Here is an 11,839-nt window from a genome sequence, read left to right as displayed (position 1 = left end):
TTCCTTCGACGGTCAGTCGTGGGTATTCATTGACTTGCGGCATTGCGCGTGGACACGGACCAGAGCCGCGCCCTCAGCCGCGGTACACCTGTTCGTTGTGCCAACGGATAAACTCCGGGTCCGGACGCTGCCAGACCGTTTCCGGCACGCGTGCCAGGCGCTCGCCGTGATGTCGGTAGTACTCCCGCCCGTTCTCGTATTCCTCGCGAATGCGCGGGCTCACCTCAATGTGGTGATCGGGCGTCACGGTTACATAGCCATCATCAAACAGTCGATGCCAGTCTGAGCGCAGAAGCAGACCGTTCGACACCTGGTGCGGGCCATGCTCGGCATAGGGCCTGATATGTGCCGCCTCGAGCGTGGGCAGCGTGCGCTCGCCCGTGACGGCACAACGCCGGTCGTAGGCATCGGTGACCAGCACCCGGAATGCCCCCTGCCCAAGACGGGCACGAGCCAGAAACGCGCGCCCCCATCGGTCATCGCCACCCTCCTGCACATGTCCACCCGGGGGCAATAACTCGTGATTGCTCACCCGCATGGCAACCTGCTGGTAGAACTCGGCCCCCTCGCCCTCAGTGCCGTCGTACGTCTTCGCCGTAACGATGTTCTTGCTCCAGCTCCCGGGTTGCGGGATCCAGTCGTATTCCTCGAAGAAAAACGGATGCGCCAGGATATTGCAGCCGATCTCCGTGGTCCCGGCCGTTTCTTTTCGTCGATAGTGGGCGATCCTCGTCCGGAACTCGGACAGAGAATCCACGCCATTCATCGGCCCGAATGCCTCCCAGGCAAGTCGTACCGGCAACGAGGTGCTGCGCACGAAGAATCCGCCCCCGGCAATAGCGTTGTAAGGGCTGTGCAGCTTGAACAGAAACAGATCGCCCGGCTGCAGCCTGCGAATACGGCGCCCCCCGCCTGGCTGCCAGAAATTCACCTCCTCCGGCTGCCGCGACCGAAGCTTCTGGAACCAATCCATGTCCGTTACCGCCACCCAGATGTTCATGCGCTTCCTCCTTGCCACCAACTTCACGCGCCTTAAACTCAGCCGGCCTAACGGCCGTTGGGTGTCGGGCTTTCGGATGGCACATCCGCATCCGCCTCTGTCTTACCATTCGCACGGTCAATGAACTTTTGCCGTTCCGCTTCCAGCGATCTCGAGGACTCAGCTATGCCTGAGGCTGTCGCTTGTGCATGCGGATCACTAACCACGATTTTCCAGCCTTTCCAAAGCAACAGAAGAACCGCGATCGGGACGAGTACTGATTGCAGGAGGAACACCACCAACAACTGGATAAACGAGCCAATCATCCTCTCCGAGAACTCGACGGTGTTGCCGATAATCTCCCCTGCCGAATCCCAAATCGCCCGCGCTCGAGCGATGACGCCACCGTCTTCTGCTGCGCCCTCAACCTCCTCGAGCTCCTCGACGGATCCCGCCACCTCCTGCAATTCTCTGTCCTGCCGGTCTTCGAGGACAGCTCCGGAGATAACGGCGACAACAGCGAGACCCAGCGGGAGAAGAACGCGCAAAAAGATCCAAAGACCGATCACCAGCTTCGTCAAGGCGACAAACCGTGCGGAGGTGGGACCCGTTGTAATCGTCGCGATCATAAGGAGCACGGCCGCCACCGACAGCAGCACTGGAACTGCAATCAGAGGCACCACCTCCACGAGAAAATGTTGGAGAACCAGGGCCGCGATAGCCCACAACATCACCTCGGAGAATCGCTCCAGGAGGTCTTGCAGGGGCTTTAGCCGCATGCCTGGCTTCATCGACGCACCCGCTACACCGACCCCGCCGCTCACGGTCGTCTCCGTGACCATGGAGATCACTCGATCGAGAGCGCGAGCGCTGCCGTAGGCCGCCGTCGCATTAATCAAAGCAGTCGTCAGGTACTGATCGGCCTTCTCGTCGGCCGCATGCATGACCGGGTCGACAAGGTGTTGCCCTAAGAGGTTGGTGGCCGAAAGCCCTAGAAGCACTAGAAGCCCGATCGACACGGCAGCCTTCTTATGGGACGACCGCTGTCCGCGGTCCCTAACGATTTGAACAAGTTCCCGTCCAGTTCCCTGGTCTACTCGGTAGAGACTCCAGGTCCAGTAAAACGGCAAGATCACCACCAACGGGTACCCGAACCAACGGACCTGGATCTCATCCTCGCGGACAACTCGAACAAAGCTTCGCAGCCCCAGAAGGACACCGGCCAGCGTCACATATGCCCACCAGTGATGATGTGCGATCGCCAACCAAAACGAAGCGAGATAGATTGCATCACACGCCAGGGCCCCTATCTTCCTCCAATCCCCCATGACTCCCCCTGTTCTTTTTTGTCTCTTGATCAGAGCCTGAAGCCACCGCCTTCCCTATCGATTTCGGTGCCCTCATGAAAGCGAAATCAAGACCAGACCCCATGCGCCAACGGCCTCTTCCTCTCCATCACCCCCGGCTAACTGGATACAGCCCCCCTACCCCAGGCCCAACCATGTCGCAGAGGCACCATATCAGCCGCGGCAGCCGCCAGGCGAACCTCCCGCCACACTGAGTCTCGTGTACAGCTATCGAAAAACCTAAGTGGTTTCAGTGCTCGAAGCTGGTTGAGGAACATACACCGACAGACGACACGTGAGGGAAGCTTTCCACGAGCACGCACCCACCAATCATGGGGTGACTTGGGCGCCGTCGCCTGTATCCAACTTCTGTCGCTGGCCGGGCTCCGTACAGGCCACATTCATCCGCCCGACAATCGCGACAACCAGCCCAGGAACCCCTCCATTACGGCAAACAAAGACACGCATTCGTCCATGAAACCCAGAAAGGCAAACAGACATGTGACGCCATAAACCGCGCCCATGAGTATCGCGGCAACGGCGCCATATGCGATCACCTCCCACAGAACGATCTGCCCGAGTGGGGCTCCCCTGTCTTGACCCGTCAGGCGCTCCCGCAGTCTATGAAGCATCCGTCTTCTCCTTCGTGTCGCAGCACATACGCCCAGCTTCACGCGCCCCGGATTCTGCGCACTCGTGACTTCGCACCGACTGGATGGAAGGCATCTTACGCGAAGCCCGCTCGACGCTTCGCCACACCGGGCTTCAGTGCGTGCTCGGAAAGCACAGCGTCCAAGATGGTACCGACATCCACATGTTGGCGGTTCGGCCGCGTCTGAAACCGTCTCGCAACGGTAGCCAAGTCCCCCGGGGTCAGATTGTCGAGGCCGGAAAGAACGTGGCGTTGCCCAGCGGACACCTCCGACGGATCCAGGCCCAATGAGCGGAGCAGTTCGCTGAACATCGTTTTTCGCTGCTCGGCATCTAGTGCTCGCAGTTCGAGCTTGTAGTCGAAGCGGCGCAGGGCGGCGGAATCAATCGCGCCAAGGAAGTTGGTGGCGCAGATAACAATGCCGTGGAACTGCTCGATCTGGACAAGGATTTCGTTGGTCTGGCTGACCTCCCAGCGTGCGCGAGCGGTCTCCCGGTTCCCGACGAGGCTGTCGGCTTCGTCGATCAGCACCACAGCGCCCTCGTCCTCGGCCGTGCGGAAGAGCCGGGCGATGTTCTTTTCGGTCATGCCGACATAGGGCGACAACAGGGCCGAAGCCGGGCGCTGGATCAGGGGCCGGTCGGCCTGCTCGGCCAGATGGGTTGCCAAAGCCGTCTTGCCGGTCCCCGGTACACCATGCAACAAAAGACTCCCCTCCCCCGCAGCCGCCAGATGCTGCACGACCGGCTCGATCGCCTGATCCGTGTTGAGCATGCTCAGGTCGTAGCGCAGCAGATCGGATCCGCGCCGCCGAACCGGTGGCCGGCGCTGTTGCAGATGCGCCTGACGCGCAAGCTGCTCGTCCAGGAACGATTCGAGCCCTAACTGCGGATCCTCGGCATGTAGGAGGCGCGCCACGCGGAAGGCGCTCTGCACTTCGGCCGGGGTCAGCCCTTCGATCTGTGAGGCCCGCTCGATCCAGGCGTCCGAGACGGGCAAGTCGCCCCGGGTATGTTCGAGCAGTGATCGGCGCACCGAGCGAGGGGGCTGGCGCAGCTCCAGGGTGTAGTCGAACCGACGGAGATAGGCGCGATCGATCTGCCCGACATGGTTGGTGATCCAGATCGCGGGCGTTGCGTTGGCCTCGAGCATCTGGTTGGTCCAGGCCTTGCCACCCGGGCGGTCGCCACGGCTGCCGACGCGCATCCAGCCGTTACGGGCGTCGAACACGTCCTCGATCTCATCAAACAGGACGGCATGACCGGGGGCGCGCGCCACCACGTGCTGGCACAACTGATAGGCCCGCTGGCGACTGCGCGGCTCCAGCGGGTCACCGCTCTCGTCTTCAAAGTTGACCTCTACCGCCGTGAGGCCCGCCTCCGCCGCTGCGGAGCGCGCAAACTGTGTCTTGCCCGTACCCGGCTCACCGTGAATCAGGATATTGATCCCCGCGGCGCCCTGCCGGGATGCCTGACGGAGAAGCGCCGCGACGCGCGCACGCTCCTCCTGCAGATGGGTCATCGGCAGCATGCCGACCTGAGGTGCCGGCGAAGGTCGAAAATACGTCCGAAAGATCGCATCGGGCGACGCGTCGGGTGCGTCCAGCTCCAGGCCGATGCCGCGCAGCAGTTCGTACTCCATGTGCGCGGTGTCCATGCCCATCCGGACATTGGGCTGAATGAGCCCCGATCGGATCAACGTGCCATCCGCCGAGAGCGCCACACGTACATCCTGCTCCGGGCAATCGAGCGCTACGGCCATCACCTCAGTGCTGCTCATGGCGACCGCCTTGCGAGCAATGGCCACCATGCTGGACAGGTCGGTATCGATCTCGTGAAGGACGAGGAAGAGCAGCACCTGCTGCTCGCAATCGGTCAGCCCCAGGCGATCACCCAGCATCCGGATATTGGTAGCGAAGCGCTGACGCTGGGGCCTCGGGGGATGCCGGCTTACGCGCTCGAGCTGCTGCTCCAGCGCCGCGTCGATCCGTTCCGGTTCCAGCGCCTCATCGAAGTCCTCCATGTCGGGATCCATGGAGGGGTCGATCCCAAGGTCCGTCAGCGTTTCCGGCTGAAGCTCCTGGAGCAGCCAATCGCCATGGTCGCGCCGTCGCGCCGCGACCCACAGGCGCAGGGCCCACAGCAACGCTTCACCGCGCAGCGGTCGGGACTGGGAATGAAATCTGCGGGAACGCATGCGTCCGGTGCGCGGCATGATGGATCTCCTGGTCAATCTGGAGCATCAGTATCCGCCACGGAGGCGACGGTTTTCGTCGCCTGATGATTCTTGCTGCCCGCAATACGGAGGCAGCCGACGCAAAAAAGCCCGGGGTCCTTTCGAAGCCCGGGCCATTCCATCGACAGTGATTGAGAAGGTCCTATTGGAAAGGGTTCTGCAGGCCAGCGCGAGCGTCAGCGATCGCGGCATCCATCAGTAGCCAGCTCCCGAGATACACCGCTGCGATCACCAAACCGGGTATGAGCAGATTGGCAAACCCGTAATGGCGACGCTTGTAGAGATAGGCCGGATAGCACACCACCCACAACATCAGAACCAGGAAGAACCAGGCGGTCGGCCCATAGCTCCCCTTCTGGCGATTTGTCTGCATACCGGCGCTGGCAGCTTCCACCGAAGCCAGTACTGCGGTGATCAACAACGTGCCGAGGCCGATACCCATAAGGGTCGTCTCTGGGGACTGCAGCAGATTCATGTTCCCCACCCAACCCCAGATCAGCACGATCGCCAGGATCGGAACGCCCAGCAGGAAGATGCCGAGGTCAGGGGATGTCCGCACCGCACGCGACTCCCCGGTTTCAGGTGCCCCGGTGGACGTCAGATCCGACCCGCAGTGCTTGCACTTGATCGCGACCGCACGGACCGTCTCTCCACAATATGGACAGGCCTTGGTATCCGAGGCGGCCTCCGATGCGCTTGCCTCCTCAGGGGCACGCGCCGCCTCGGACGCTCTCGGTTCCGCGCCGGCCTGGATTGTCTGCGACTCGGCCGAGGGTGCCCCCGCGCCGACCGGTTTGGGCTCCTGAGCCTTCGGATCGTTGGGGTGCGCGATCCGGATCGCCTTGCTACCCGGTTCGAAGGGGTCGTCGACGAAGCTCAGGTCGTGCTCCGGATACTTGTCCATGAGCTGCGCCAGCAGCCTTTCCGGGTCCAGGTTCTCACTGGTCTCGAACTGAACGCGATGCTCCCCTCGAATTCTCCGTACCACTCGCATAATCGGCCCTCCCTGTATTGCCGGCTGGAGGGATCATTCTTCCGTAGCGGCGCGACGGTATTTGTCGCGTGTCCGGCTGGAGGCTAATCGAGCACGATCCGGTTTAACTCGAGACCATGCTCTCCAGATCCGAGGTACTTCACTTCACCCTGGAGTGTCACGCGCCAGCCCGAGGCCGAACGGCGCCCCAGGACCTGCAAGCGAGCGTTGAGCGGTAGATGCTCCGCATCGGCCGTCAGCGGGTTCATATGACCCGCAACAGCGAGTGACTCGAGCGCGCCATCTTGGCGTCAACTTTTGTCGCACCCCTCTGTGAAGCTGAGGCTCCCTGAACCCAGGAGTGCCCAATGCCCTTGAACCTTCGTCGTCGACCGCGCAGACACAGCATGCGATCCAGCCGTCCGTCCCCGTCGGACGACGTGCGAAACATGAGAACGCTTTGGAGCCTGCGGATCCTTGCGACGGCCCTGCCTCGGGATGCGAGTGACAACCTGACTTCATGGGCAAACAGAGGCGAGCTGAAAGGGCTTGGCATACACCTCGACGAAGAAGACGAGGATGATCATCTGGCCTTGGAGCGAGCCGTTCAGGAACGACTTCATGCAATCGAGGGCGATGACTCGGGGCTCCAAGACCGTTCAATCGCGCGCAACATCCGGATCCTTGCTGAACCCTTGGGCCTGCACGAAACAGAATGCGAAATCCTGGAGTTTCTCACCCTCTACACGTCCCACTACAGCTTTGAAAAGCTGTTATCCGAAGTTCGCGAATCCTGCGATCTGGCCTCGGCAGAAATCGTCGCGCTTGCCCTGAACCGGGCCACCCGTGAGATCCAGGATGCGCTCTCGCACGGCGCAACCCTGGTCCGTTCCGGTCTTGTCACGGTGTCCTCATCCAACGGGCGCGATCTCGGGTTCGACTTGCTAGACAGCCTCGCCTCCCAACTGCTCGGAACCCTGGATTCCCCGGACAGCATCTTTGCGGGCTTTTTCCGTGACGCGCCCGATCCCGAGGAGAATCAACTTGCCCTGGCGCACCTCGAACCCGACATCGCACGAATCAAGACGCTACTCCTCCAGGCTGCCGGGGATGGCGTTCAGGGTGTCAACATCTTGTTGTATGGCCCCCCGGGCACTGGGAAGACCCAGATCGCGCGGCGTGTCGCCCATGAAGCCGAGCTCCACGCACGGGAGGTGAACCATGAAGACGCCCACGGCAGCCCCATGGAACCCAGCCATCGGCAACGAGCCTACCAGCTCTGCCAGTACCTGCTGCGCCGGGCCAAGGATGCCCTAATCGTCTTCGACGAAATCGAGGATGTGTTCGAGGTCAATTCAGGCACGGCGCGGTTTGGTGGCCACCCCCGCTCGCAAAACCGCGGGAAGGCCTGGACCAACCAGATGCTGGAGGATAATCCCGTTCCGGCGATCTGGATCACCAACCATTGGGATCAACTGGACCCAGCCTACCTGCGCCGTTTCGACTACGCCCTCGAGGTAGGGCACCCACCACGCTCGGTCCGACGCGCACTCCTCGCGCACGCCTGCGAAGATCTCGACGTGACCGAGGCCTGGCTAGATCACATAGCCGGGACCGAAGCCCTGACCCCCGCCGAGATCCGCCGTGCGGCCCGAGTGGCGCGGCTCCTGCGTAATAGCCCGGATACGCCGGAATCGATCATGGCGAATCACCTGAACCAACAGGCCGAGTTTCAGGGTCGTCCGCCATTGACCACGCCTCGCGGGCTGGATGCACTGAATTACGGTCTGGAATACCTCAATACCGACACGCCGATCGAGGCGGTCATCCAGGACCTCGTCGCTGGTGGGCAAGGCACCCTGCTCGCGTATGGCCCTCCAGGTACAGGCAAGACAGCGCTGGCTCATCATCTTGCCGAACAGGCCGACCGTCCCCTGCGCAAGCGCACTGCCTCGGAACTCATCTCGCCATACGTGGGGATGACCGAGAAGAACCTGGCCCAGGCTTTTCGCGAAACGCGGAAGGAAGGCGCCGTATTGTTACTGGACGAGGCCGACAGCTTCCTCACGGATCGGTCCCAGGCCCGCCAGACCTGGGAGATGACAAAAACCAACGAACTCCTGGTCCAGATCGAGGCCTTCGACGGCATCCTCGTGTGCGCCACCAATTTTCTGGAAGCCCTGGACCCTGCCGCCCTGCGCCGCTTCGATCACAAGCTGGAATTGCGCCCACTGGATCAACAACAGCGCGCGCAACTCTTCGATCAACTTGTCACGCGACTGCAACCGACCGATGCAGCCGACCGTGCCGCACACGATACCGCTCACGCCATCGTACGCCAGCTCGACGGCCTCACCCCTGGCGACTTCGCGACGGTGGTGCGAAGCCAATCGCGCCGGAGCACGTCACGCGAGGGCCTCACATTGCAGTCACTTGCCAATGCCCTGATCGCCGAGCATCGGATCAAGCCCGGTGCGAGCACACGACGTGCGGGATTCGCCTGACCAAACCCACCTCAAACACGACGTAACACAGACGGCACAGGGGCAGGAGCACACCACATGGATGACATTCAAGATTCAACGCAAGCTGCCACCATTGCCGCCTTGCAAGCGGAACGGGATCAACTCCTCACGCTGCTGAAAGCCCTCCCCGACATCTCATTCGTGCTTGACGAGGACGGCCTCTACATCAAGGTTCTCGGCGGGGCCAACGAGGCCATGTACGCGAACGGCAAGTCACTGGAAGGCCATACGCTCTCGGACGCTCTTCCTCCAGCAGTCGCAGAGGACTGCCTCACCCACGTGAGGGAAGCCCTCCGCACTGGTGAGGTGCAGACGCTGGAGTATCAACTCCGGGTGGCCGATGTGTCGTTGCTGCCTCCAGCCGTTCGGGATTGCGATCATCACCAAGCCGAGCAGTGGTTCGAGGGCCGAGCCATGCCGCTTCCCAGCTACAACCACCCAAAGCCGGTGGTGCTTTGGGTCGCCATCAACATCACACCGCGCAAACAACTCGAGCGGTACTGGCGCGAGGCCGCCTACAGCGATCCTCTGACCGGCATCGCCAATCGGAGGGCCCTCTTCGAGCACGCTGAGCATGAAATCGAACGGGCTCATCGCCACCACCGTCCCCTTTCGCTACTCGTCCTGGACATCGATCACTTCAAGACGATTAACACTCAGTACGGTCACGCCCAAGGGGACGAGGCCCTGCGCCAGTTCACACAGGGGTGTGCCAGCCTGTTGCGCGATACAGACTTCATCGGGCGCATTGGCGGCGAAGAATTCGTGGTACTCCTGCCGGAAACCGATCAGGTGGGCGCTGAACAGCTCGGTGCGCGCGTCGTCGAGGCAATACCAACCCTCGACGTTCCCGGGATGAATCACGGGCACAGGATGACCGTATCGATCGGAGCCGCGACTCTGCTCGAACACGAAGGGTTTGAGGAACTTCTTCGTCGGGCTGACGACGCTCTATCCACAGCGAAACGTTCAGGTCGAAACCGACTACGGCTAGGTGAGCGCTAACATGTAGCGCCGGCGCGACTGGTACAGCCAGCACTGCCAAGGACACCCATGGGCTTGGGCCAACTTCAGCAGAAACGCCTCCTTAAGGTGGCGATGCGTGAAGAGCTCACGCCCACCCTAGGGCATTGGTGCGACCAAACCGGTCGCACGGCGCAGGCCATGCTGTGCGGCTCGATGAACGGAGCGTATCGAGGCGGCGGGATTCAGCGGCGCAGCACAAGCGTTGAGGCGATCAGGTCGTGCAGGCCCTGCTTGCGACGGGTGAAGGCCACCATCAGGAAGCCGATAAACAGGATCAGTGCCGACAGGATCTTAGACCAGTAGCGGGCATTCGCTCGGCCAAAGCCAATCCGGTTGCCTTCGGCGTCCGTCACGCGGAGCCCCAGCATCCGTTTCCCGGGGGTCGCCTGCCAGCCGGAGGACTCGAAAACCGTCCAGTACAGCCACGCGATCACGATGCCGAGAATGTGCCCGAGCCCTTCCGCACCCGCCTCGATCTCCGGCCCGGTCGCAGACTCCATCATCATGATCCCGTACAGGAACCCGATGGGTAGGACGATGAACAGCGTCACGATCAAGGAGAGGACGTAGTCGATCACCCATGCGAGCACGCGATACCAGAAACCCGCGTATCGCGGATCGCTAAGAGGGTCGGTCACTGGCCATTCTTCCTGCCCCCGCGCTCCTGACCCACCTTGAACTGGCACCGCCGGCCTGAGGTTTCCCGAGGTCGTGTCCATGGATCGCGCTGCTCCGCACTTCCCACAAAACCGTGCGCCCTCGGCAAGCGACGCACCACACTGTGTACAAAAACCTTCCATGTTCGACTCTCCGTGTCGTCCGTACGCAGGATTCCTACCGATGAAGGCGGGGTATGCCAACCAATTGCCGAGAGGGGATATCTGGAAAGAGGGATACCTTCACGAAGCAATGCCCTTTGAGGCCTGCTTCCGCTCGAGGAAACGCCCAACATCCTCGCCATGCGGCACCTCGATCTGGAAATGCTCACTCAACCAGGCCGCAGAAATGGGGGACAGCAGAATCAATTGCGATACGCCTGAGCCCTCTACGCTTCCAAGCAAGAAGAAGCGGTTTCGTTCGATGGTTTGGATCGTATAGTTCTTATGCTGCACGCCGCAGGGATAGTTCGCGTGGAAGAAGTCCAGGCCAAAGCGCCTGGAGCCGTCGTTGGATAGCCGCACACCGAACACTTTCACGGGGGAGTACGTGCGAAGTGATGGACCGAATTCCTCACCCAGCAATTCCATCGCGTACCAACCCCCTGCTTCGAGTGTGAACCGTGGACCTGAAGTCATAGGCTCGCGAGCGCGTTCATGGCCGACTCAGCGACCTTCTCATCAAGGCGGCGCCCCGCAAGCCCCCTCGGTTTGCAACGGCTCATCACCATTAGTCCACCAACTGAAGTACGCGCTCGCGGTACTCCTCTTCCGTAATCACACCGCGGTCTCGAAGCCTTCGAAGCGCCTCGATATCCGCCTCCAGCTCGCTGGATACCTGAGCCTCCGCTGGTCCTTCGGCAATGGTCTGGTGCAGTCGTCGGTCGTCCAGGGCCTCGTCGATGGTCTCCCAGAGGGTCCGCGTCAGGATCTCTTCCAGCTTCTCGATGGATGCAAACACGCCGCCCCCGGCACCGCCCTCGACGTTGCTCGAGCGAACCGAATTCTCGTAGGCAATCTGGCCCGAGCCCGGTTCGATCAGGGTGACATCGAGTCTCGAATGCGCCTCGCGCCGCATCACTTGGTTCGAATCCAGTTGCTCGATATCAACCTCGAGAATGAACTCCCCCTCGCCTTCCTGCGCCAGCATGCCGCGCTGTTCCAGCCCCGTGATGAACTGTTCGCGGACCACCTCGGATACCGGCTCCTCGGTCTCGAGCGTCTGCAATGGATTCCCGAAACCGCCCCGAATGGCCCCCAGCCAGTTCGCGCCGTGCTGGCGACGGTCGGTAACAGACCCCATCTCCACATTTGCCTCGCCGGCCACAGCCGCATCGCGGCTCGAGGCCGGATCCAACGTGACCGGTGTAGTCGTACACCCGGCCAGAAGTAGCCCGCCCAACACCAACCCTGCCAGTCGTCCGATGATCACCCTGTCTCCTTTTCG

Annotated in this window: 10 protein-coding genes and 1 pseudogene; 2 read left to right on the top strand and 9 right to left on the bottom strand. The window is 61.7% G+C overall.

All coding sequences use genetic code 11. From position 1 onward, the window contains the following. Nucleotides 1-73: 73 nt before the first annotated feature. The 5 genes from C996_RS0104275 to C996_RS0104255 form a co-directional block, all read right to left on the bottom strand. Nucleotides 74-1,000, bottom strand: a complete 927-nt coding sequence (locus C996_RS0104275; protein WP_018866220.1) for an HNH endonuclease — start codon at nt 998-1,000, stop codon at nt 74-76. Nucleotides 1,001-1,047: 47 nt separating this feature from the next. After that, a complete protein-coding gene (locus tag C996_RS0104270) occupies nt 1,048-2,307 on the bottom strand; it encodes a hypothetical protein (RefSeq protein ID WP_018866219.1) in 1,260 nt (419 codons plus the stop codon). A 419-nt stretch (nt 2,308-2,726) separates the two neighbouring features. After that, nucleotides 2,727-2,957, bottom strand: coding sequence for a hypothetical protein (locus C996_RS0104265; RefSeq protein WP_018866218.1), 231 nt, complete (start codon nt 2,955-2,957; stop codon nt 2,727-2,729). 95 nt (nt 2,958-3,052) lie between these two features. Continuing rightward, nucleotides 3,053-5,191 carry an AAA family ATPase gene (locus C996_RS0104260; RefSeq protein WP_018866217.1) on the bottom strand — a complete coding sequence of 713 codons (2,139 nt, stop codon included), beginning with the start codon at nt 5,189-5,191 and terminating at the stop codon, nt 3,053-3,055. Nucleotides 5,192-5,354: 163 nt separating this feature from the next. Beyond that, nucleotides 5,355-6,206, bottom strand: coding sequence for a zinc ribbon domain-containing protein (locus C996_RS0104255; RefSeq protein WP_018866216.1), 852 nt, complete (start codon nt 6,204-6,206; stop codon nt 5,355-5,357). Nucleotides 6,207-6,880: 674 nt separating this feature from the next. On the opposite strand from C996_RS0104255, the gene C996_RS0104245 reads away from it, so the two are divergent. Both C996_RS0104245 and C996_RS0104240 read left to right on the top strand, forming a co-directional pair. Continuing rightward, nucleotides 6,881-8,689: an AAA family ATPase gene (locus C996_RS0104245; protein WP_018866214.1), complete on the top strand. Its 1,809-nt coding sequence runs from the start codon at nt 6,881-6,883 to the stop codon at nt 8,687-8,689. Between the two features lie 57 nt (nt 8,690-8,746). Further along, on the top strand, nt 8,747-9,715 hold the full coding sequence (locus tag C996_RS0104240) for a sensor domain-containing diguanylate cyclase (RefSeq protein WP_018866213.1): 969 nt from the start codon (nt 8,747-8,749) through the stop codon (nt 9,713-9,715). A gap of 203 nt (nt 9,716-9,918) precedes the next feature. Here C996_RS0104240 and C996_RS0104235 read toward each other — a convergent pair whose 3' ends face one another. The 4 genes and pseudogenes from C996_RS0104235 to C996_RS0104225 form a co-directional block, all read right to left on the bottom strand. Then, nucleotides 9,919-10,374, bottom strand: coding sequence for an RDD family protein (locus C996_RS0104235; RefSeq protein WP_018866212.1), 456 nt, complete (start codon nt 10,372-10,374; stop codon nt 9,919-9,921). A 93-nt stretch (nt 10,375-10,467) separates the two neighbouring features. Continuing rightward, nucleotides 10,468-10,536, bottom strand: a pseudogene (locus C996_RS14805) (zinc-ribbon domain-containing protein); the annotation flags it as partial. A gap of 99 nt (nt 10,537-10,635) precedes the next feature. Then, nucleotides 10,636-10,983 (bottom strand): hypothetical protein, encoded by a 348-nt coding sequence (locus C996_RS0104230; RefSeq protein WP_018866211.1) that lies wholly within the window; start codon nt 10,981-10,983, stop codon nt 10,636-10,638. A 139-nt stretch (nt 10,984-11,122) separates the two neighbouring features. Then, complete coding sequence (locus C996_RS0104225) at nt 11,123-11,824, bottom strand: YajG family lipoprotein (protein WP_026279198.1); 702 nt, start codon at nt 11,822-11,824, stop codon at nt 11,123-11,125. Between the last annotated feature and the right edge of the window lie 15 nt (nt 11,825-11,839).

It is taken from the genome of Thioalkalivibrio sp. ALE25 (assembly GCF_000377285.1).
GTDB lineage: Bacteria > Pseudomonadota > Gammaproteobacteria > Ectothiorhodospirales > Ectothiorhodospiraceae > Thioalkalivibrio.
Note: the sequence above shows the minus strand (reverse complement) of the source record. Positions and strands in the feature narration are given on the sequence as shown.